The following is a 20370-nucleotide window of genomic DNA, read 5'->3' as shown; positions in this document are numbered from 1 at the left end:
CGGGTCCCGCCATCCACGGCCGATCCGATCTCCCGGGCGCGCCTCCGCCGAAGTGCCGGCCGGCGCCCGCACACTTGAAGTCGATCGGAACACACGAGTTTGACGAAACGGAGCGTCCCGTGCGCCGTGCCCAGCTGACCACCGCCGTCCTCGCCGCGTCGAGCCTGCTGCTCGTCGGTTGCGGGGGCGGCAGCGACTCCTCCGACGACAAGGCGCCGGCCGCCCAGCAGGTCGCGGGCGGCGAGAAGGTGGTCTCGACGTGGCCGCTCACGGGTCTCCCGGCCAGCGGCGACGCGGACGTCGACACGGGCCACCCGGTGCTGGTCACGAAGATCGACAACACCGACGCGAGCTCGCCGCAGCTCGGCCTGAGCAAGGCCGACCTGGTGGTCGAGGAGCTCGTCGAGGGCGGCCTGACTCGGCTCGCGGCGTTCTACTACTCCGAGCTGCCGTCCAGGGTCGGGCCGGTGCGCTCGATGCGCGCCAGTGACATCGGCATCGTCTCGCCGGTCAAGGCCTCGGTGGTGACCAGCGGCGCGGCCGCCCAGACGATCGCGCGGGTCAAGGGCGCCGGCATCCAGTTCTTCCCCGAGGGCTCGGCCGGCCTGGCGCGCGACAACGCCCGCAGCGCGCCGTACAACGTCTTCGCCGACCTGACCAGCGTCGCGGACGCCGCCGGGGAGGGCGAGGGCCGGCCCGCCGACTACCTGCCGTGGGGTGAGGAGAAGGACTTCCCCGGTGGCCAGAAGGCGACGAAGATCGCGGCCGGCTTCGGCGGCGGCCACACCACGAACTGGACGTACGACGGCAAGGGCTACGTCAACCAGAACACCTTCGCCGCCGACGGCGACCACTTCCCGGCCGACACCGTGCTCGTGCTGAAGGTCCAGGTCGGCGACGCCGGCTACCGCGACCCTGCCGGCAATCCCGTGCCGGAGACCAAGCTCGAGGGCAAGGGGCAGGCGCTGGTCTTCCACGGCGGCAAGCTGGTGCGCGGCACCTGGTCGAAGTCCGGCCTCGACGACACGCTCTCGCTCTCCACCAAGGCCGGCGAGCTGAAGGTCCCCGCCGGGCACACCTGGATCGAGCTGGTGCCCGCCGCCAACGGCAGCGTGACCTTCTCGAAGTAGCACCACCTCGGCCCCGGGCGGATCACCTGTGGGGCGGCTGGTGGCCGCGCTGCCAGCGGGGGTGTCCGCCGCGGCATGGAGCGGTCACCTCCCGGAGGCTCCCTCGCCGTCGACCCCGGCGGCGGGCAGCTCCGCGCCGTTCTCGGCGAGCACGCGGAAGCCGGTGAGGATGAAGCCGATCGCGGTCTCGACGTTCGCGGCGGCCGCGATCGGGTCCGGAGCGCTGGAGACGGACTCGCCGGCCGACGACATCGCGCCGAAGAAGATCCGGGCGAAGGTCTGGGTCAGGGCCTCGTCGAGCTCCCACTCGCCCGCGCTGAGCACCGACCGCACGATCTCGAGGACGTTGGCGAACGTCGAGCGCTCCTCCTGCTCCCGGTAGCGCTCGTAGCCGAGCACCGCGGGGCCCTCCTGGATGACGATGCGGCGGTAGCGCGGCTCCTGCACGACCTCGAGGAAGGCCCGCAGCCCGGCCGTCGCCTTCTCCCACGGATCGCGGTGGCCCTCGAGGGCCCGCTGGATCGACCGCGCGGCGTCGTCCTCCACCCGCTCGAAGACCGCCTCGAAGAGCGCCTGCTTGCCGCTGAAGTGGTGGTAGAGCGCACCCTTGGTGACCTCGGCGCCCGCGACGATCGTGTCCAGCGACGTGGCGGCGTAGCCGCTCTCGGTGAAGAGCACCTCGGCGACCTCGACCAGGGCTCGCTTCGTGGAGGCGGAGTACTGCTGCCGACGGTTGGTGCCGGGCACGCGGGGGACCAGCTTGGACACCGACGACTTGCTCATGGTCCCCGGAGCCTAATACCGACCGTAGGTACGGGTGACCCGGGTCACCGGCCGGGACGGTTGCCCACCTCCGACACCGAAACATACCGTGAGTACGTACTCGCGGTATGTCCCGCCTGGACGAACCGCCTGTCCCCGAAGGAGTGACACCCATGACCTGGACGTCCTTCCACCGTCGCGGAGAGATCCTGCGCGACGTCGTCTCCAGCGCCAACCGCCGCCGCGACGGCCTCCTGCCGATGGAGCTGACCGGCGTCGCCGAGACCTTCGGCGACGAGCTGTCCCTGCTCGGCGCCCTGCAGCTGCGCTGGCACACCCGCCTGTCCGGCCGCGTCGAGCGCGAGCTCGCGGCCGAGCCCCTGGACCTCGAGGACGCGGTCGTCGCCGCCTGGCACGCGACCGCCGACGAGCTCCCCGGACCGCTCGCGATCCTCGATCGCGAGCGGTCCGCGCACAGCACGCCGGCCGTGGCGGAGGCGATGGCGAAGGCCACCGCCAAGGAGCGCAGCATGCTGGCGATGATGGCCGGACGCGTCAGCTCCGTCGGCCCCGCCGCCGTGCGTGCGGGCGCGGAGATCGAACGCCGCGCCCGGGCGACGTATGAGCCCTCCGTCGCGTCGGCGCCGGCCCCGGCGCGACGACCCGGCGGACTGCTCCGCCGGTTCAAGCCCGCACGCGCCGCCTGACCGCGCCCGCCTGCCCGGGCTGTCGTCGGCGCGCCCGGCGTGCGTGATGATGGACCCATGAGCGAGGCGCGCGCGGGGATGCTGCTGCTGGCGACTCCTGCGCTCGTCGATCCCAACTTCGCCGACACCGTGGTGCTGCTGCTCGACGCCGACGAGCAGGGCGCCCTCGGTGTCGTGCTCAACCGTCCGTCGCCGGTGCGCGTCCACGACGTGCTCGACGCGTGGGCCGACGTCGTCACCGATCCCGACGTGCTCTTCCACGGCGGTCCGGTCGGCGCGGACGGCGCACTGGCCGTGGCGCTGCTGCGCGACGCGGCCGACGTGCCGGTCGGCTTCCGCGGTGTCGACGGGCGGCTCGGCCTGGTCGATCTCGACACGCCGGTCGAGCTGCTCGAGGGCAGTCTCGCCGGGCTGCGGATCTTCGCCGGGTACGCCGGCTGGGGAGCCGGCCAGCTCGACGGCGAGATCGCCGAGGGCAGCTGGTACCTGGTCCCGGCCGAGACCTCCGACGCCTTCCTCGCCGACACCGTCGACCTGTGGCGCGACGTGCTGCGCCGCCAGCCGGGTGACCTGGCGTGGCACTCGACGCGACCGTTCGATCCCGAGCTGAACTGACGTAGGCTTGTCGCTCGTGACCACCATCGGCTTTTCGACAGACACGGATGTCCGTGAGGATCGCCGTACCGTCCCGACCGATGAGGGCGACCACGAGCGGTTCTCCCACTACGTGGAGAAGGACAAGCTCACCGAGGCGATGGTGATGGGCACTCCCGTCGTGGCTCTCTGCGGCAAGGTCTGGGTGCCGAGCCGCGCGCCGGAGAAGTTCCCCGTCTGCCCGGAGTGCAAGGAAGTCTGGGAGTCGCTGCGCGAGGACTCCGGCGACAAGCACGGTTCCGACGCGTGACGGGGCGGCCCGAGGCCGACCCCCAGCCCAGCGCCCCGCTCGGATCGAGGCTGGGTCCGGCCTGGCCCGAGCGCGCCGCCTGGGGCACGGCGACCTCGCTGCGGGCGTGGCAGTCGGCCGCGATGAAGCAGTACTTCGACAACCAGCCGCGCGACTTCCTCGCGGTCGCGACGCCGGGGGCGGGCAAGACGACGTTCGCGCTGTCGGTCGCCGCCGAGCTGCTCGGACGCCGGATGGTCGACCGGATCACGATCGTGGCGCCGACCGAGCACCTCAAGCTGCAATGGGCCGAGGCCGCCGCCCGGGCGGGCATCCCGATCGACCCGACGTACTCCGCCGGCAAGGGCAAGACCTCGCAGGACTTCGTCGGCATCGCGGTCACGTACGCCGGGGTCGCGGTCAACCCGCTCGCGATGCGCATCCGCACCGAGCGGTTCAAGACGCTGGTCATCCTCGACGAGGTGCACCACGCCGGTGACGCGCTGTCGTGGGGCGAGGGCGTCCGGGAGGCGTTCGAGCCGGCGTCGCGCCGGCTCGCGCTGACGGGCACGCCGTTCCGCTCCGACATCAACCCGATCCCGTTCGTCACCTACGCGCCGGGCGACCACGGGGTGCCGACCTCGGTCGCCGACTACACCTACGGCTACGCCCACGCGCTCGCCGACCACGTGGTCCGGCCGGTGCTCTTCATGGCGTACTCCGGCGAGATGCAGTGGCGCACCCGCGCCGGCGACGAGATCGCCGCCCGGCTGGGTGAGCCGCTGACCAAGGACCTCACCAACCAGGCCCTGCGCACCGCGCTCGACCCCGGCGGCTCGTGGATGCCGGCCGTGCTCGCGGCGGCCGACAAGCGCCTCTCCGAGGTGCGCCGGCACGTGCCCGACGCGGGTGGCCTGGTGATCGCGACCGACCAGGACTCCGCCCGCGCCTACGCCAAGCTCCTGAAGACCGTCTCCGGCGAGTCGGCGACCGTGGTGCTCTCCGACGAGAAGGCCGCGTCGAAGAAGATCAGCGAGTTCAGCGGCAACGACAAGCGCTGGATGGTCGCGGTGCGCATGGTCTCCGAGGGTGTCGACGTCCCACGCCTCGCGGTCGGCGTCTACGCGACGACCACGTCCACGCCGCTCTTCTTCGCCCAGGCCGTCGGCCGCTTCGTGCGGGCACGGAACCGCGGTGAGACCGCGTCGGTGTTCCTGCCGTCGGTGCCCAACCTGCTCGGCTTCGCCTCCGAGATGGAGGTGCAGCGCGATCACGTGCTCGGCCGCAGGGTCAACGACGAGGGCGACATCTTCGCGGCCGAGGAGCAGCTGATGGCCGAGGCCAACGCGGGCGACGCGGCCTCCGACGAGCTGCTGGGCTCCTTCGAGGCGATGGGCTCCGAGGCCCGCTTCGACCGGGTGCTGTACGACGGCGGCGAGTTCGGCCACGCCGGCGAGGTGCACGTGGGGTCGGAGGAGGAGATGGACTTCCTCGGCATCCCCGGGCTGCTCGAGCCCGACCAGGTCCGCGAGCTGCTCCACCACCGGCAGAGCGAGCGGGCCCGGAAGCAGAAGGCCGCGAGCGCCGCCGCGCCGCCGCCCGACACCGTCTCCGACGTCTCCGCCCACGAGCAGCTCGCGGTCCTCCGGCGCGAGCTCAACGGGCTGGTCGCGGCCTGGCACCACCGCACCGGCCAGGCCCACGGCATCACCCACGCCGCGCTCCGCAAGGAGTGCGGCGGCCCGGCCGCGGCGGTCGCGACCGCAACGCAGCTGCACGCGCGGATCGACCGGATTCGCGAGTGGGCCACGCGCAAGTCGTCCTGAGCCTCCCTAGGCTGGCCCCGTGCCCGCCGAGATTTCGCAGACGCTCGACCGCGGACTCCGTGTGCTCGATGCGCTCGTGGCCGCCGCCCCGGACGGGCTGACGATCACCGAGCTCGCGGCTCGTCTCGACGTCAACCGCACCATCGTGCATCGGCTGGTCGGCACGCTCGCGCGGCATGCGTTGGTACGCCGTGACGCGAGCGGTCGGCTACGGATCGGGCTCGGCGCGCTGCGGATCGCCTCGGCGGTCCGGCCACTGCTGCGCGAGGTCGCCACGCCGGTGTTGCGCCGGCTCGCCGAGGAGGTCGGCGCCACCGCACACCTGACCATCGCCGAAGGTGAGGAGGCGCACGCGCTGGTCGTTGTCGAGCCGACGTGGACCGACTTCCACGTCGGCTACCGGGTCGGCTCGCGGCACCCGCTCGGCCAGGGCGCGGCGGGCCGGGCGATCCTGCTCGGCCGCTCCGGCGACGGCGACGCCACGCCGTACGTGCTGACCCTCGGCGAGCTGCAGACCGGCGCGCGCGGAATGGCCGCGCCGGTCCGCGGCGTCCCGGGTCTCGAGGCCAGCGTCGGCGTCGTCACGCTCGACACCGGCCTCGACGAGGGCGCGGTCGGCCCCGAGGTCCAGCGCGCCGCCGCAGAGGTCAGCGCCCGTTTGACGTCGAGTCCCCCGTAGTCGGCGGGCCGACGATGTCAGCCGAGGTAGCACACCTCGACGGTGTCGATGGCGCCCTCGAACGGGAACGGCGCCCGGTCGAAGTAGTCCAGCGACACCGAGCCGCCCAGGCAGGTGCCGATGTCGAGGCAGTCGTTGGCCGTGAACAGCAGCGGCGCACTCACCGGCACCAGCCCGGACGCGACCTCGGTGCCGTCGACCGACAGAGTCACGTTCAGCGGCCCGCCCGGCCGCACCTCGGCGTACTCGGTGCGCACCTGGATCCGGGTCCGTCCGGCCGGCAGCGGCCGGTCGGTCCGGACCTTGGTGCGCATCAGGATGAAGCAGTTGTACTCGTAGCAGAGGTGGCCGTCGTCCATGAAGCACGTCAGCCCGCCGCCGGCGCCGCCGAGCGCGTAGAGAACCCCGCTGGCCCGCTCCGGCAGCTCGGCGTCGATCGTGACGGTGTTCGCCCGGTTGCCCAGCGCGGGCGCGCAGAACTCCGGCATCCGCACGATGTCGCCGCTGAAGGTCCAGCTCCGGTACGGCGTGGAGATCCGCAGCTCGGGGTGGAAGACGGGCACCCACAGGCCGCCGCCGACCGGGTAGACGCTGTTGCGCGCCGCCTCGATCGCGAAGACCTCCTTGAGCTGCGCCAGCTTCTCGGGGTGGGTCTCGGCGAGGTCGTGGGCCTGGGTCCAGTCCTCGTCGAGGTGGTAGAGCTCCCAGGTGTCCTGGTCCGGCGTCCACTCCTGGATGCCCGGTGGCAGGCCCGGCACCCACGGCGCGCGAGGTCCGAAGGCCGAGGCCATCCAGCCGTCGTGGTAGATCGCGCGGCTTCCCATGATCTCGAAGTACTGCGTGCGCAGCCGGCCCTCGGCGTCCGGGTCGTCGAAGGTGTAGGCGAGGCTGGTGCCGTCGAGCGGCTGCTGCTCCACGCCGCGTACGACGCGCGGCGGGGTGATGCCGAGCACCTCGTAGATCGTGGGCACCAGGTCGTTGCAGTGGTGGAACTGCGTGCGCGGGCGCGAGTCGGCGACGATCCGCTCCGGCCAGCGCACCACCATCGGGTTGCGGGTGCCGCCGAGATGGGAAGCGAGCAGTTTCATGCCCTTGTACGGCGTGCTGCCCGCCCAGGCCCAGCCGGCGTGGTACTGGTTGTCGGTCTTGGGTGAGCCGAGGACGTCGAGACCGCCGATCTCCTCGAGCGCTCTGATGTGCATGTCCACGGTGGTGGGGATGCCGTTCTGCGCGAGCAGCTCGCTGATCGTGCCGTTCTGGCCCTCGCCGGAGGAGCCGTTGTCGCCCCAGATGTAGAACACCAGGGTGTTGTCGGCGCGGCCTAGCCGCTCCACCTCGTCCAGGAGCCGGCCGACCTGCACGTCGACGTGCTCGGCGTACCCGGCGGCGATCTCCATCAGCCTTCGCTGGAACGGCCGCTCCTCCTCGGGGATGTCGGCCCACGCGGGGAGGCTGGGGTCGCGCGGCGTCAGCTCGGCGTCCTGCGGGATCCAGCCCGCGGCCTTGGCCGACTCGTTGACCCGCTCGCGGTAGGCGTCCCAGCCGTCGTCGAACGCACCGGCGTACTTGTCCGCCCACTCCTTCATGATGTGGTGCGGTCCGTGCAGGCATCCGCTCGCCCAGTACATGAAGAACGGCTTGTCCGGCTCGAAGGCCTGGTGCCGGCGCAGCCAGCCGATCGCGTCGTCGGCGAGGTCCTCGCTGAGGTGGTAGCCCTCTTCGGCGCGCTTGGGCGGCAGCACGCTGGTGGTGTTGCGCACCAGGTTCGGCTCGTACTGCGAAGCCTCGCCTGCCAGGAAGCCGTAGAAGTACTCGAACCCGCGGCTGGTCGGCCAGTTGTGGAACGGCCCCGCCGGGGTGGTCTCCTCGGCCGGGGTGTTGTGCCACTTGCCGAACGCCGCGGTCGAGTAGCCGTAGTCGGTCAGCACCTCAGCGACCAGCGACGTGCTCGTGGGGATGTGCCCGGAGTAGCCGTCCCAGTCGTTGGCCAGCTCGGCGATCTGGCCGTTGCCGATCCGGTGGTGGTTGCGGCCCGTCAGCAGCGATGCGCGGGTCGGCGAGCACATCGCGGTGGTGTGGAAGCGGTTGTAGCCGATGCCCTCGGAGAGAACCCGGGTCAGGGTCGCGGTGTGCACCTCCCCGCCGAACGTGTCGGGGAGGCCGGGGCCGGCGTCGTCGATCAGCACGACCACGATGTTGGGAGCCTCGTCGGGCAGGCGCTTCTCCCGCACGCGCTGTCGGTAGACCGACTCCTGCATGGTGCGGCCGGCCCGGGACGCCGACGGGGTCGCAGGGAACGGTAGGACGTCCTGCCGAGGCAGTCGGGGAGGCTCGATCGTCACGGTGTCCTCGCTTCCACGGATCACGGCTGCGGTCACGGTAGGAGCGCGGAACGGGCGCGTCTTCACACGATTCGGATGATGTCGGCCCGGTGCGGGGCGGTCAGGATGAGCCGGGTGAACGTCGTCGTGGCCCTGCTGATCGCGATCGGAGTCACCGCCCTCGCCGTCGTCGCGATGCTGGTCGCCCGCAGGTACGCCCCCGAAGGAAGTCGGTTCACCGACGGGGACCGCGCCTCGGGCGTCTTCGGCGTCCTCGCCACCGGCTTCTCCGTGCTGCTCGGCTTCATCATCTTCCTGGCCTTCTCGTCGTACGACGGGGCGCGGTCCGGGGCCGAGTCCGAGGCGACCATCGTCGCCCAGCAGATCCAGACCGCGCAGTACCTGCCCGCTCCGGCAGCGGGCGAGCTGACCGGTGAGCTCATCTGCTACGCGCGATCGGTCGCCGGTGAGGAGTGGGACGCGCTCGACTCCGGCGTGCTCGGCGAGCAGGTGAACCCGTGGGGCGTGCAGATGTTCCACACCATCTCGGCCGTCGAGCCGTCTACCGACCCGCAGCAGTCGGCGTACGACCGCTGGATGGACCAGACCGCCGACCGTGAGCAGGCCCGGGTCGACCGGATCCACGGCGCCGAGGGGATCATCCCCGCGCCGCTGTGGCTGGTGCTCTGGATCGTGTGCGGGGTCATCTTCGTCTACCTGCTGTTCTTCGCCGATCGGGCGGAGGGCGCCGCGACCCAGGGCGTGCTGATGGGCAGCGTGACGCTGGTGATCACGCTGATGATGCTGCTCCTGGTCTTCTTCGACCATCCCCACGGCGACGGGGTCGGCCGGCTGCAGCCGACGGCGATGGAGCGCACCCTGGGCCTGATCGATCAGCAGATGGAGGCCGCCGGCGTCGACGTCGACCCGCCGTGTGACGAACATGGCCGAGCCGGCTGAGCCGGCGGGGCGCGACTGGCAGGAGGTCGTGGTCACCGTCCTGCTCGTCGTCGCCGCGCTTGGCACCTCATGGAGCAGCTACCAGGCCACCCGCTGGAACGGCGAGCAGGCCGCCGCCGCCAGCCGGACCAGCGCGATCCGGATCGAGGCGGCCCGCGCGCAGGGTCTCGGGCAGGCCGAGTCGCAGGTGGACGTGGCGACGTTCATCGCCTGGGCCGACGCTCGGCAGCGCGGCGAGCGGGAGGTGGCAGCCTTCTACGAGGACCGGTTCCGTCCCGAGTTCCGGCCGGCCTTCAAGGCGTGGCTGGCGACCGATCCGCTCACCGTGCAGGGCGCTCCGCCCACGCCGTTCGCCATGGACGAGTACCGCGTGGCCGCACAGGAGAAGGCCGCCGCGCTCGATGCCGAGTCCGAGCGTTCCGCGGCCGAGGTCCGTCGCGACATCCAGCGCGCCAGCAACTACGTGCTGTCGGTGGTGCTCTACGCCGTGGTCCTCTTCTTCGCCGGCATCGGTACCCGGATCCGCAGCCGGCGGTTGCGCTGGCTGCTCTGCGGGGTCGGGTGTGTGACGCTCCTGAGCGCGATCGCCTGGGTCGCCACGATGCCGGTCAGCCTGGACGTCTGAGCCGGAGGCGCGAGCGGGATCAGTGGCCCGGGCTCTGCAGCATCTGCTGACGCTCGGACTCGTGCGCGCCGCCCTTGAGCTCCAGGGTGCGGCAGGCCTGCTCGATGTCGCGGGCGAGCGTGTCGACGTGCTCGCGGCTGAAGTTCTGCTTGACCAGGGCCCGCATGATGGTGATGTTGTCCGCCTTCGGCGGGAGCGTGTACGCCGGCACCATCCAGCCGCGCTCGGCGGAGAGCTGCCAGGCGACGTCGAACTCGTCGTACTTCGAGTGGTCGCGTAGCCGGAAGGCGACCAGTGGCAGTTGCTCCTCGTCGCGTCCGATCAGCTCGAACCCGCCGATCTGCTCGAGCCGCTCGGCCAGCGCGTGGGCGTTGTCCTGCATCCCCCGCATGACGTAGGTGTAGCCCTCGCGGCCGAGGCGGACCAGGTTGTAGTACTGGGCGAGCACCATCGCCGAGCCGGTCGAGAAGTTGAGGGTGAAGGTCGCATCGGTCTTGCCGAGGTAGTTCTCCTCGAAGACCAGCTCGGGCGCGAGGTCGGCCCGCTCGCGGAAGATCAGCCAGCCGATGCCGGGGTAGACCAGGCCGAACTTGTGGCCGGATACGTTGATCGAGCGGACCTGCTCGAGCCGGAAGTCCCAGGGCGAGTCGGGGTAGAGGAAAGGCCACACGAAGCCGCCGCTCGCGCCGTCGACGTGCAGCGGAACGTCGTGCCCCTGCTCGCGCTTGAACCGGACCAGCAGGTCGTTGATGCCGACGATGTCGTCGCGGTGACCGGTGAAGGTGGTGCCCAGGACGGCGGCCACGCCGATGGTGTTCTCGTCGATGTGAGGCGCGACGTCGTCGGGGCCGATCGTGTACTTGCCCTCCTGGAGGGGCACGATGCGCGGCTCGACGTCGAAGTAGCGACAGAACTTCTCCCACACGACGTGCACGTCGCCGCCGAAGACCAGGTTGGGGTCCTCGGCGGACGAGCCGGCCGCCTTGCGGCGCTCGCGCCACTTCCACTTCAGCGACAGAGCGCCGAGCATGATCGCCTCGGACGAGCCCTGCGTGCGCGCGCCGGTCGTCTCGCCCGGGGCGTGGAAGAGGTCCGCGAGCATCCGGATGCAGCGCTGCTCGATCTCGGCGGTCCGAGGGTACTCCGCGTGGTCGATGAAGTTGCGGTGGAGGTTCTCGGCGATGATCCGCTGGGCTTCCGGCTCCATCCACGTGGTCACGAAGGTGGCGAGGTTGCGGCTCGGGTCGCCTTCGAGCGCCATGTCGAGCGCGACCAGGCGCATCGCGTCGATCGAGGTCATCCCGGCGTCCGGGAACCGGTGCGTCGGGACCTCCTGGCCGAGGAAGCGGTTGCCGAAGAGCTCGCCCGGGTCGACTGGTGGCATGGCCTTGACCTTCCTGCCTGCGGGATCGCCACCATGACAAGGCGGGTCCGCCCGGGTCCTCACCCGTGTTGGGTGAGTTGGGGATCGGTGACCGTCCTGGCCAGCGGCCGGACCCGGAAGGGCAGTTGTGTCGCGAGCGCGATGACCGTCGAGCAGCGCACGATGGACGTGGTCTCCAGGACCCGGTCGATGACCCGCTGCAGGTCGGTGTTCGACCGGGCGACCACGCGCACGAGCATGTCGCCGGCACCGGTGATCGTGTGCGCCTCCAGCACCTCGGCGATGCCGGCCAGGTGGTCGCCGACGGTGTCGTGGCCGCCCTGGCTGGGCTCCTGCCGGATCTCGAGGGTCAGAAACGCCGTCACCGGATAGCCGAGCGCCTCCGGGGAGAGGTCGGGGCCCCACCCGGTGATCACGCCGCTGGCGGTGAGCTTGTCCAGCCGCGCCTGGACCGTGCCGCGAGCGACCCCCAGGCGCCGCGACGCCTCCAGCACCCCGACGCGTGGGTCGGTCGCGAAGAGATCGATCAAACTGCCGTCGAGCTGGTCCATCGTCCGCTCCTTGATTGGACAGGTTGTACAGCAATTCGCCGTAGCCTTGCACATCATGTCCGCGTCGGGCGAGGCTCGCGTCCATGACGCTGACCCCAGACGAGCTCAAGGCCGACCTCACGCTCGAGCAGCTCAAGGAGCTGGTCGGGCTGGTGGAGTACGACGCCGCCAACGACCCGTTCCCGGTGACCGCCCAGGACGCGGTGTGCTTCGTGGTCGGCAACGCCACGCAGACCGCGACCTTCTACCAGCTGGCGCTCGGGATGGACCTCGAGGCCTACCGAGGCCCGGAGAACGGCTGCCGCGACTCGAAGTCCTACGTGCTGCGCTCCGGCAGCGCCCGCTTCGTCTTCACCGGCGGCGTGACCCCGGACAGCCCGGTGCTCGACCACCACCGCAGGCACGGCGACGGTGTCGTCGACCTCGCGATGGAGGTGCCGGACGTCGACCGGTGCATCGAGCACGCGCGCCGGATGGGCGCGACGATCCTCGTCGAGCCGCACGACGAGTCCGACGATCACGGCACCGTGCGGATCGCCGCGATCGCGACGTACGGCGAGACCCGCCACACGCTCGTCGACCGGTCCCGCTACCACGGCCCCTACCTGCCCGGCTACGCCGCGGCGTCCACGAAGGTCGCGCGCCGCGAAGGGCACCCGAAGCGGCTCTTCCAGGCCGTCGACCACTGTGTCGGCAACGTCGAGCTGGGCCGGATGGACGAGTGGGTGGAGTTCTACAACAAGGTGCTCGGCTTCACGAACATGGCCGAGTTCATCGGCGACGACATCGCCACGGACTACTCGGCGCTGATGTCGAAGGTCGTCGCGAGCGGCAACCACCGGGTGAAGTTCCCCCTCAACGAGCCGGCCGTCGCGAAGAAGAAGTCGCAGATCGACGAGTATCTCGAGTTCTACGCCGGCGCCGGCTGCCAGCACATCGCGCTCGCCACCAACGACATCCTGCGCAGCGTCGACATCCTGCGCGACAACGGCGTGGAGTTCCTCGACACCCCCGACTCCTACTACGACGACCCCGAGCTGCGTGCCCGGATCGGCGAGGTCCGGGTGCCGATCGAGGAGCTGAAGCGGCGCAAGATCCTCGTCGACCGCGACGAGGACGGCTACCTGCTGCAGATCTTCACCAAGCCGATGGGCGACCGCCCGACCGTCTTCTACGAGTTCATCGAGCGGCACGGCTCGCTGGGCTTCGGCAAGGGCAACTTCAAGGCGCTCTTCGAGGCGATCGAGCGCGAGCAGGAGGCACGCGGCAACCTGTGATGCGTCGAGACCCGCCAGATGGCTGCTCGGGAGTGCTCATGAGAGCCATCTGGCGGGTCTCGACCGGAAACGCTCAGGCCAGGTCGCCGACCAGCTCGGCCTCGGCCTCGTCGACGGAGTGCCCGCCGGCGAGCTCGCCGTGCAGGGCCTTGCGGATGACCGGCGAGCCGGCCGTGATGATCACCACGCCGACGGCGATCGCCGCCGCGCCGAACCAGAACGGCGCGTGCACGCCCTGGTGCTCGAAGAGCTTCATGGCGACGTAGGGGCCGATGGCGCCGCCGGTGAAGCGCACGAAGGAGTACGCCGCCGACGCGACGGGCCGCTCCACGGGAGCGGCGCCCATCACGGCCTCGGTGACCAGCGTGTTGTTGATGCCGAGCAGGGCACCGACCACGATGATGCCGATCGCGATGACGGTCTCGTGCTCGGCGAACGCGGCCATCAGCGCCATGACGACGGCGAAGAGCGAGAGCACCGCGGTCAGCGTCGGCAGCGTGCCGAAGAGGCGCTGGAGCCACGGGGCGACGACCACCGAGGTGAGGGCGAGCAGCACGCCCCAGCCGAAGAACGTCCAGCCGATCTGCATGATGCCGAAGCTCGGCAGCGCGAACGGGCCGGCGGCCATCAGCGTGAAGAACCCGAGGTTGTAGAAGATCGCGACCAGGGCGAGCAGCAGCAGCGCGGGGTGGCGCAGCGCGCGGAACGGGTCGGCGAGCGACGTACGACGACCCTGCGGCGGCGTCGACGGGAGGAAGAAGGCGGTCGCGACCAGCGCGATCGCCATCAGGGTCGAGACACCGAAGAACGGCGCGCGCCACGACTGCTCGCCGAGCAGGCCGCCCAGGAGCGGACCGGATGCGATGCCGAGACCGAGCGCGGCCTCGAACAGGATGACCGCCTGCGCGACCGACCCCTTCGACGCCTGCACGATGGTCGCCAGCGCGGTCGCCACGAAGAGGGCGTTGCCCAGGCCCCAGCCGGCGCGGAACCCGATCACGGCGCCGACGGAGTCCGACGCGCCGGCAAGGGCCGCGAAGGCGATGATCAGCACCAGGCCCGCCAGCAGCGTGCGCTTCGCGCCGATCCGGCTCGAGACGACGCCGGTCACCAGCATCGCGATGCCCATCACCGCCATGTAGCTGCTGAAGAGCAGCGAGACCTCGCTGCCGGTGGCCCCGAGGTCGGCCGCGATCTCCTTGAGGATCGGGTCCACGAGCCCGATGCCCATGAAGGCGATGACGCACGCGAAGGCCACGGCCCACACGGCGCGCGGCTGCTTGAGGAGGGAACTCACGAGGTGCTGCCTTTCTGGAGGACTCCGCGGAGCACGGCGACGGCCGTGGCGAGGTCCTCGTTGTCGAGGTCGGGATGATCGGCGACGAGCGCGGCCACCCGCTCGCCGTTGAGCCGGCGGATCCGGGCGAGCTCGGCGCGGCCCGCGTCGGTCAGGGTGACGACGCTGCCCCGCGCGTCGTCGGGGTTGGGGGCCTTCGTGGCCCAGCCGCGGTCGACGAGCTGCGCGACGGCGCTCGACATCGTCGGTTGGGAGCACCGGTCCAGCTCGGCGAGCCTGCTGATGCCGACCGGGCCGTGCTCGTCGAGCAGCGACACGATGCGGACGATCGCGGGCAGCTCCAGCTCGCGTCGTACGGCGCGCACCAGGCGGGCCGCGTGCACCACGAGGTCGCTCGCCAGCTCGACGTCACGGGCGGGGGAGGTGGTCACGTCCGACCATGTTACATAGGAAACCTATGTAATTGAACATGGGCCGGGTCACATCGGTCGGAGGGCCGGGCTTCGCTAGTGGTCGTGCCCGTTGATACGTCGGGGGTATCCGTGCTCAGCGTGCGTGCATCGCAAGGCGGCGGCGCGACGGCATACCGGGTTGTCTACCGAGCGTCGCCAACGCAGCGAGGTGCGTGCGCTGGGTGCGTAGACCCTTGGTGAATCAACGGGGATGACCGCTAGCGTTCCCGTCATGTCGTCCTGGCCCGTCCGCCATGCCGACGTGAGCGGTGTGTCGATCTCGTACCTGCGGACCGGCGGGGACAAGCCGCCCGCCGTGCTGCTCCACGGCCTGATGGGCAGCGGCGCGGGCTGGGCGCCCGTGGCGAGACTTCTCGAGCCCGACCTGGACGTGATCCTGCCCGACGCCCGCGGACATGGACGCTCGAGCGTGCCGGCCGCCGGCTACCGCTATCCGGATCTCGCCGCCGACGTGGTCGGCCTGGTCCAGGCGCTCGGCCTCTCGCGCCCCGTGCTCGTCGGCCACTCCATGGGCGGCATGACGGCGGCGCTGGTCGCGGCCCGGGCCGGTCACCTCCTGCGCGGACTCGTCCTCGTCGATCCCACGTTCCTGAGCGGCGAGCGGCAACGCGAGGTGCATGCGAGCGACGTCGCCGGGCAGCACCGGGAGGCCATCGACCGCGGGAGGGCGGCGCTCCTGGAGGACGCGCTCACCCGGCACACGCGCCGGTCCCGCGAGCTCGTCGAGCTCCAGGTGGAGGCGCGACTGAGGACCAGCGTCGCCGCGTTCGACGTCCTCCGGCCGCCCAACCCTCCCTACCGGGAGGTCGTCGGCTCGCTCGACCTGCCGACGCTGCTGGTCATCGGCGACAGACCCGTGGTCACCCTCGATGTGGCCGCCGAGCTGGCGGAGCTCAACCCGCGCCTGCGCGTCGAGCAGATCGACGACGCCGGCCACGGTCTGCCGTTCGACCAGCCCGAGCGGCTCGCGGAGCGCGTCCTGGCCTTCGTGCGACAGCTGCCGGCCTAGTGGTCAGAAGGGCGGGCGGCCGAGGCCGCTGATCCGGGGCCGGCCCCAGGGATCGACGTCGTTGAGCCGTCCCTCGGCCGAGCCGTGCTCGGTCGTCAGCGTCACCGTCGACCCCGGCCTCACCTCGCCGAGCTCGGGCGCGGCCGCGAGCCGGCCGTACCAGTGGAAGCGCCCGTCGATGGGCTCGAACCGGCCGCGCAGGTCGACCTCGACGACCAGCTCCGCCTCGCCGGCGACCAGCGTCGCGGGGCCGGCGTACTCCTCCCGGGCCTCGTGATGGGGTGCTGCGTGTGTCATCGCCTCTCCTCGAGCGGGGTGATGGATCCGGGGACGGCATCGGGGGCGTCCAGGGACTGCAGGGGTACGCCGAGTTCTCCGGCCGTGCCGGAGAACGCGTGCCAGATGAACGACGTCAGGTAGCCGCCGACGGCGGACCGGCTCATGGTCTGCCGCTCGAGCCACCACTCGCCGGTCGCGAGCCCCATCCCGACCAGGGACTGGGCCCAGGGCTCGGCGCCGCCGGCGTCGATGCCAAGCTCGCGCATCGTGTCGCCGAGCACCCGGGCGAAGGTCGCCGCGATCGCGGCCTTGCCGTCGGCCAGGGGGTCGTTGCCCGCGGCGCGGTGGCGCACCAGCAGCAGGAAGACGTGCGGGTGCTCCGCGATGGTGGCCAGGTAGGCGTCGACGCCGCGGGCGACGCGCTCGCGGATCGGCGCCTCGGTGAGGATCGCCGGCAGCAGCCGCTGGAGGACCTCCTCGGCGCCCCAGCGGCCGACCGCGGCGTAGAGGTCGTCGAGACCGTCGAAGTACCGGTACAGCACGGGCTTGCTGACGCCGGCCTCGCGCGCGATCTCGGAGATGCCCGCCGACGGCCCGAGCGCGTCGATCGCCGCGACCGCGGCGAGCACCAGCTCGGCGCGCCGCTCCTCGCGGTGGGCCTCCCAGCGGGCCGAGCGACCGTCCTTGACCTGACGCGACATGTGCGCCAGTCTAGCGGTAACCGTTACTTCTGGTAACAGATAACTCGGGAGAGATGCCATGACCGTCACCGACCGCCTCCTCAAGTCCAGCGCGAAGCAGTCCTACGACCCCGAGGTCGACCTCGACTGGGACGCCCCGCTGGTGGACGGGCTCTGGTACATGCAGCCCGAGCGCGTCTCGCTCTACGGCACGGCGCTGTGGGACCGGCTCTCCGAGGAGCAGCGGATCGAGCTGTCCCGCCACGAGGTCGCGAGCATCTCCAGCGTCGGGCTCTGGTTCGAGCTGATCCTGATGCAGATGATGGTGCGCGACCTCTACGCCGCCGACCCGCGCACCCCGCGGATGCACTACGCGCTGACCGAGGTGGGCGACGAGTGCCGGCACTCGCTGATGTTCGGCAAGGCGATCGAGAAGGTCGGCGCGCCGGCGTACGGCCCGCAGCCGGTCATCCACCGCCTCGGCCGGCTGATGAAGACGATCGGCGTCGGCGCCTCGGCGTACGCCTCGATCCTGGTGGCGGAGGAGATCCTCGACCGCTGGCAGCGCGAGCTGATGAAGGACGAGCGCGTCCAGCCGCTGGTGCGGATGGTCTGCCGGATCCACGTGCTCGAGGAGGCGCGGCACATGACGTTCGCACGCGACGAGGTCGAGTCGATGCTGCCGGACCTGAGCAAGGTCGCGCTCACCTGGCACCAGGTGGCGCTGGCCCAGACCGCATTCATGGTCGCGCGGGCGCTGGTCAACCCCGAGGTCTACCGGGCCGTCGGGATCGACCCGCGCGAGGGCCGGCGGGCCGCGCTCGGCAACCCGCACTACCAGGACACGCTGGCCTGGATGGGTGAGCGGGTCACGTCCTACCTCGACGACCTCGGCCTGATCCCGCGCCACCAGCGCGTGCTGTGGAAGAAGTCGATGCTGATCCGCTGACCGGGCATGATCATCCGCATGGCGACCTATGTGGCGTTCCTGCGCGCGATCAACCTCGGCGCGAAGCGGAAGTTCGCGAAGGCGTCGATCGTCGCCGCCGTCGAGAAGGCCGGGTTCACCGGCGTCGAGACCTACATCAACACCGGCAACGTCCGCTTCGACACCTCGCTGCGGTCGCGGGCGAGGATCGAGACGGCGCTGGAGGAGGCGTTCGCGGCCGAGGCGGGCTTCGAGGTGCCGACGATCGTCTTCACCCAGGCGGAGCTGCGCGAGATCGCCGCCGACGCCGGAAGGTTCGCCGACGGCCACGAGGGTCGCCACTACGTCTCGCTGCTCAAGGAGCCGCCGACGGCCGCGCAGGTGGAGGCCGTGGAGGCCGTCGGTACGGCGGGCGAGGTCGCCAAGGTGGGCGGCCGGGCCGTGCACCTGCTGCTCGGCCCCGACTACCACACCGCCCGGTTGACCAACACGGTCGTCGAGAAGCACCTCGGCGTCGCGACCAACCGCAACCTGACCGTGGTCAGGACGCTCGCCGAGAAGTGGTGCTGAGAGGCTCCTACCGGAACGCCTCGACCTGGACGACGGCCCGCTCCATGCCCCGGTGGCTGTGGAACGAGCGCGCCACGAACTCCCCGGACGCGCCGGCGGGTAGCCGGTCCGGATCCGTGTAGTCGTAGGTCATCAGGTTGGTGCTGACGATCCGCTCGCGCCGGTCGAAGAGCGTCACGAAGACGCGGACGTGGTCGATGGTGAAGGGGTTGCGGTTGGTGACCGTCACCGGCACCTGCAGTCCCGTCAGCTCGTCGATCCTGACGTCGTGGGTGGCGACGTCGACGTGGTGGCGCACGGTGCGCAGGGCCGTCTTCCGGCTCTGGAAGCGGATCGTGAAGTGGTGCCAGCGCGCCGGGGCGTCCTCCGAGATGTAGAACGACGTCTTGCCGCGCGGGGCGACGGCCAGCGCGTCGGCGTACGACCGCTCGGTCTCGAGGACCCGGCCACGCTTGTCGAAGAAGCAGATCTCGCCGCGCACGTGGGTCCGCCAGCCCTTCGCGCGGCTCTGGATCCACGCGTAGACGCCGAAGGACCCGGACGGCTGGTGCGGGGCGGTGCGCTTGCTGAGGACCTTGAAGGTGCCGTCGCCGTGGCTGCAGTCCTCGCGGTGCGCGGGCCCGACGGCCGCCGTGGCAGTCGTGGCGACCGGGACCGGCCCGGTGCAGAGGAGGACCAGGAGCAGGGCGGCGCCGACGACCTTCATGGCGACAGGGTGCCACGGGTCGAGGGCTCCGTCAGGCCCGGCGGAGCTCCCGCACCGACCGCGACGTCAGCGTGAGCAGGGCGACGGCCAGGTAGACCAAGCCGCCGGCGAGCAGCACGTCGCGGATGCCGAAGGCCGCAGCGAGCGGGCCGAAGGCGAGCTGGCCGACCGGGATGGCGACGAACGACCCGAGCATGTCGTAGGAGTAGGCGCGCGAGAGCATCTCGTCGGGCACGTGCTCCTGCATGGCGAGGTTCCAGCCGAGGCCGAAGAGCTCGATGCCCATCCCGGCGACGAACGCCGCGGCCATCACCCAGGCGGTCTGCGGGTGCAGCCCCATCACCACGAGCGGCAGGCCGAAGAACGCGACGCCGAGCATGCCCGAGAAGAGCGGCCGCCGGAGCGGGATGCGCAACAGCAGCAGCGTCATCAGGAAGAGGCCGACCGCCTGCGCCGACATGATCAGGCCCCACCCGTGGGCGCCGATGTCGGTGTCCTTCGCCAGCACCGGTCCGAGCGTGTCGAGGCCGCCGGCGTGGATGGCGTTGAGCACGCCGAACGCGAGGACGACCACCCACAGCCACGTCGTACGGCGGAAGAACTGCCAGCCCTCCACGAGCTCCCGGAGCAACGACGGGTCGGTGCCGGTCCGGGCGCGCGCGGGCAGGCGGATCGGCGCCAGCAGCATCGCCGCGGCCAGCCAGGTGGCCGCGTCGACCGCGAGTGCCCAGCCCGGTCCGACGGTGACGACGAGCGCGGCGGAGACGCTCGGGCCGAGGATCGCCAGCGCGCTGCGGCTCATCGAGATGAGCACGTTGGCCTGCTGGAGCTGCTCCCGGGGCACGAGCGCCGGCACGATGCCGGCCATCGCGGGCATGCTCATCGCCGAGAGCGTCCCGTTGACGGCCGAGAGCGCGACGAAGTGCCAGAGCTCCGCGTGCCCGGTGAGCAGCAGGGTCGCGAGCAGGGCCTGGCTGACGGCCGCGCCAACGTTCGACACCTGGATGACCAGGGTCCGTCCGAGCCGGTCGGCGACCACGCCACCGAACAGCAGGAAGACGACCTGCGGGATGCTGTGCGCCGCGAGCACCAGGCCCAGCGAGCCGGCGGAGTCGTCGACCTCGAGCACGGCGAAGGCGAGCGCGACCGGCGCCATCGTGGTCCCCGCCAGGTTGACCAGCCGGGAGAGGAAGTACCAGCGGAACCGGGGCTCGCGCAGCGGGGCGAGGGCGGCGGCGCGGGTCACGGGCGTCAGCGTCGCAGACGCGCCCGACGGGTGGGCGACCGGATCGCCGGGCGTGTCGACCCTTGTGGGTGGCCCGG

At 71.3% G+C, this 20370-nt stretch carries 22 protein-coding genes; 12 read left to right on the top strand and 10 right to left on the bottom strand.

Translation table 11 applies throughout. The features are described 5' to 3' along the window. The first annotated feature begins 119 nt into the window (after positions 1-119). Complete coding sequence (locus PZ894_RS23070) at positions 120-1130, top strand: DUF3048 domain-containing protein (RefSeq protein ID WP_275748383.1); 1011 nt, start codon at positions 120-122, stop codon at positions 1128-1130. Between the two features lie 84 nt (positions 1131-1214). Here the strand turns inward: PZ894_RS23070 and PZ894_RS23065 are convergent, their stop codons facing one another. Beyond that, positions 1215-1913, bottom strand: coding sequence for a TetR/AcrR family transcriptional regulator (locus PZ894_RS23065; protein WP_275748382.1), 699 nt, complete (start codon positions 1911-1913; stop codon positions 1215-1217). Between the two features lie 152 nt (positions 1914-2065). Here PZ894_RS23065 and PZ894_RS23060 point away from each other — a divergent pair, with 152 nt between their 5' ends. From PZ894_RS23060 to PZ894_RS23040, 5 genes are read left to right on the top strand one after another with little or no spacing between them, the layout of a single operon-like run. Continuing rightward, the gene (locus PZ894_RS23060) at positions 2066-2599 is read left to right on the top strand and encodes a hypothetical protein (RefSeq protein ID WP_275748380.1); all 534 of its coding nucleotides are present in this window, start codon (positions 2066-2068) and stop codon (positions 2597-2599) included. Between the two features lie 57 nt (positions 2600-2656). Continuing rightward, positions 2657-3214 (top strand): YqgE/AlgH family protein, encoded by a 558-nt coding sequence (locus tag PZ894_RS23055; RefSeq protein ID WP_275748379.1) that lies wholly within the window; start codon positions 2657-2659, stop codon positions 3212-3214. A 25-nt stretch (positions 3215-3239) separates the two neighbouring features. Further along, positions 3240-3503, top strand: a complete 264-nt coding sequence (locus PZ894_RS23050) for a DUF3039 domain-containing protein (protein ID WP_275748402.1) — start codon at positions 3240-3242, stop codon at positions 3501-3503. Next, positions 3500-5308: a DEAD/DEAH box helicase gene (locus PZ894_RS23045; protein WP_275748377.1), complete on the top strand. Its 1809-nt coding sequence runs from the start codon at positions 3500-3502 to the stop codon at positions 5306-5308. The genes PZ894_RS23050 and PZ894_RS23045 overlap by 4 nt, the downstream gene beginning before the upstream one ends. Positions 5309-5327: 19 nt before the next feature. After that, positions 5328-5987, top strand: a complete 660-nt coding sequence (locus tag PZ894_RS23040; RefSeq protein ID WP_275748376.1) for a helix-turn-helix domain-containing protein — start codon at positions 5328-5330, stop codon at positions 5985-5987. A gap of 17 nt (positions 5988-6004) precedes the next feature. Here PZ894_RS23040 and PZ894_RS23035 read toward each other — a convergent pair whose 3' ends face one another. Then, positions 6005-8353 (bottom strand): arylsulfatase, encoded by a 2349-nt coding sequence (locus PZ894_RS23035; RefSeq protein WP_275748374.1) that lies wholly within the window; start codon positions 8351-8353, stop codon positions 6005-6007. Between the two features lie 90 nt (positions 8354-8443). Here PZ894_RS23035 and PZ894_RS23030 point away from each other — a divergent pair, with 90 nt between their 5' ends. Both PZ894_RS23030 and PZ894_RS23025 read left to right on the top strand, forming a co-directional pair. Continuing rightward, entirely contained in the window at positions 8444-9268 is an 825-nt protein-coding gene (locus tag PZ894_RS23030; protein WP_275748373.1) for a hypothetical protein, read from the top strand. Next, positions 9252-9893, top strand: coding sequence for a hypothetical protein (locus tag PZ894_RS23025; RefSeq protein ID WP_275748371.1), 642 nt, complete (start codon positions 9252-9254; stop codon positions 9891-9893). Before PZ894_RS23030 ends, PZ894_RS23025 begins: the two co-directional genes overlap by 17 nt. A 19-nt stretch (positions 9894-9912) precedes the next feature. Here the strand turns inward: PZ894_RS23025 and PZ894_RS23020 are convergent, their stop codons facing one another. Both PZ894_RS23020 and PZ894_RS23015 read right to left on the bottom strand, forming a co-directional pair. Further along, on the bottom strand, positions 9913-11277 hold the full coding sequence (locus tag PZ894_RS23020) for a glutamate decarboxylase (protein WP_275748370.1): 1365 nt from the start codon (positions 11275-11277) through the stop codon (positions 9913-9915). A 59-nt stretch (positions 11278-11336) separates the two neighbouring features. Further along, on the bottom strand, positions 11337-11828 hold the full coding sequence (locus tag PZ894_RS23015; RefSeq protein WP_275748369.1) for an Lrp/AsnC family transcriptional regulator: 492 nt from the start codon (positions 11826-11828) through the stop codon (positions 11337-11339). Positions 11829-11911: 83 nt separating this feature from the next. Between PZ894_RS23015 and hppD the strand changes: the two genes are divergently transcribed. Next, positions 11912-13105 carry a 4-hydroxyphenylpyruvate dioxygenase gene (gene hppD / locus PZ894_RS23010; RefSeq protein WP_275748367.1) on the top strand — a complete coding sequence of 398 codons (1194 nt, stop codon included), beginning with the start codon at positions 11912-11914 and terminating at the stop codon, positions 13103-13105. Positions 13106-13178: 73 nt separating this feature from the next. Here hppD and PZ894_RS23005 read toward each other — a convergent pair whose 3' ends face one another. Together PZ894_RS23005 and PZ894_RS23000 are read right to left on the bottom strand one after the other, a co-directional pair. After that, a complete protein-coding gene (locus tag PZ894_RS23005; protein ID WP_275748365.1) occupies positions 13179-14402 on the bottom strand; it encodes an MFS transporter in 1224 nt (407 codons plus the stop codon). Then, entirely contained in the window at positions 14399-14833 is a 435-nt protein-coding gene (locus PZ894_RS23000) for a MarR family winged helix-turn-helix transcriptional regulator (RefSeq protein ID WP_275748364.1), read from the bottom strand. The genes PZ894_RS23005 and PZ894_RS23000 overlap by 4 nt, the downstream gene beginning before the upstream one ends. Before the next feature lie 253 nt (positions 14834-15086). Here PZ894_RS23000 and PZ894_RS22995 point away from each other — a divergent pair, with 253 nt between their 5' ends. Next, a complete protein-coding gene (locus tag PZ894_RS22995; RefSeq protein ID WP_275748363.1) occupies positions 15087-15884 on the top strand; it encodes an alpha/beta hydrolase in 798 nt (265 codons plus the stop codon). A gap of 3 nt (positions 15885-15887) precedes the next feature. On the opposite strand, the gene PZ894_RS22990 is transcribed toward PZ894_RS22995, so the two are convergent. Both PZ894_RS22990 and PZ894_RS22985 read right to left on the bottom strand, forming a co-directional pair. Then, entirely contained in the window at positions 15888-16181 is a 294-nt protein-coding gene (locus PZ894_RS22990) for a DUF4873 domain-containing protein (RefSeq protein ID WP_275748362.1), read from the bottom strand. After that, positions 16178-16864 carry a TetR/AcrR family transcriptional regulator gene (locus PZ894_RS22985; RefSeq protein WP_275748361.1) on the bottom strand — a complete coding sequence of 229 codons (687 nt, stop codon included), beginning with the start codon at positions 16862-16864 and terminating at the stop codon, positions 16178-16180. Before PZ894_RS22985 ends, PZ894_RS22990 begins: the two co-directional genes overlap by 4 nt. A 58-nt stretch (positions 16865-16922) precedes the next feature. On the opposite strand from PZ894_RS22985, the gene PZ894_RS22980 reads away from it, so the two are divergent. Together PZ894_RS22980 and PZ894_RS22975 are read left to right on the top strand one after the other, a co-directional pair. Beyond that, positions 16923-17792, top strand: a complete 870-nt coding sequence (locus tag PZ894_RS22980) for a diiron oxygenase (RefSeq protein ID WP_275748360.1) — start codon at positions 16923-16925, stop codon at positions 17790-17792. A gap of 18 nt (positions 17793-17810) precedes the next feature. After that, positions 17811-18341, top strand: coding sequence for a DUF1697 domain-containing protein (locus tag PZ894_RS22975; RefSeq protein ID WP_275748359.1), 531 nt, complete (start codon positions 17811-17813; stop codon positions 18339-18341). Between the two features lie 7 nt (positions 18342-18348). On the opposite strand, the gene PZ894_RS22970 is transcribed toward PZ894_RS22975, so the two are convergent. Next, a complete protein-coding gene (locus tag PZ894_RS22970) occupies positions 18349-19047 on the bottom strand; it encodes a hypothetical protein (protein ID WP_275748358.1) in 699 nt (232 codons plus the stop codon). Between the two features lie 31 nt (positions 19048-19078). Continuing rightward, positions 19079-20293 (bottom strand): MFS transporter, encoded by a 1215-nt coding sequence (locus PZ894_RS22965; protein ID WP_275748357.1) that lies wholly within the window; start codon positions 20291-20293, stop codon positions 19079-19081. Positions 20294-20370 lie beyond the last annotated feature (77 nt).

This window comes from Nocardioides sp. YIM 152315 (assembly GCF_029210375.1).
Classification (GTDB): Bacteria; Actinomycetota; Actinomycetes; order Propionibacteriales; family Nocardioidaceae; genus Nocardioides.
Note: the sequence above shows the minus strand (reverse complement) of the source record. Positions and strands in the feature narration are given on the sequence as shown.

Excerpts from the sequence above, each read along its gene's own strand:
- PZ894_RS23015 (WP_275748369.1), bottom strand. The coding sequence starts at position 11,828 with ATGGACCAGCTCGACGGCAGTTTGATCGATCTCTTCGCGACCGACCCA.
- PZ894_RS23025 (WP_275748371.1), top strand. The coding sequence starts at position 9,252 with ATGGCCGAGCCGGCTGAGCCGGCGGGGCGCGACTGGCAGGAGGTCGTG.
- PZ894_RS22975 (WP_275748359.1), top strand. The coding sequence starts at position 17,811 with ATGGCGACCTATGTGGCGTTCCTGCGCGCGATCAACCTCGGCGCGAAG.
- PZ894_RS23055 (WP_275748379.1), top strand. The coding sequence starts at position 2,657 with ATGAGCGAGGCGCGCGCGGGGATGCTGCTGCTGGCGACTCCTGCGCTC.
- hppD (WP_275748367.1), top strand. The coding sequence starts at position 11,912 with ATGACGCTGACCCCAGACGAGCTCAAGGCCGACCTCACGCTCGAGCAG.
- PZ894_RS23020 (WP_275748370.1), bottom strand. The coding sequence starts at position 11,277 with ATGCCACCAGTCGACCCGGGCGAGCTCTTCGGCAACCGCTTCCTCGGC.
- PZ894_RS22985 (WP_275748361.1), bottom strand. The coding sequence starts at position 16,864 with ATGTCGCGTCAGGTCAAGGACGGTCGCTCGGCCCGCTGGGAGGCCCAC.
- PZ894_RS23060 (WP_275748380.1), top strand. The coding sequence starts at position 2,066 with ATGACCTGGACGTCCTTCCACCGTCGCGGAGAGATCCTGCGCGACGTC.
- PZ894_RS22970 (WP_275748358.1), bottom strand. The coding sequence starts at position 19,047 with ATGAAGGTCGTCGGCGCCGCCCTGCTCCTGGTCCTCCTCTGCACCGGG.
- PZ894_RS22980 (WP_275748360.1), top strand. The coding sequence starts at position 16,923 with ATGACCGTCACCGACCGCCTCCTCAAGTCCAGCGCGAAGCAGTCCTAC.
- PZ894_RS22995 (WP_275748363.1), top strand. The coding sequence starts at position 15,087 with ATGTCGTCCTGGCCCGTCCGCCATGCCGACGTGAGCGGTGTGTCGATC.
- PZ894_RS22990 (WP_275748362.1), bottom strand. The coding sequence starts at position 16,181 with ATGACACACGCAGCACCCCATCACGAGGCCCGGGAGGAGTACGCCGGC.
- PZ894_RS23065 (WP_275748382.1), bottom strand. The coding sequence starts at position 1,913 with ATGAGCAAGTCGTCGGTGTCCAAGCTGGTCCCCCGCGTGCCCGGCACC.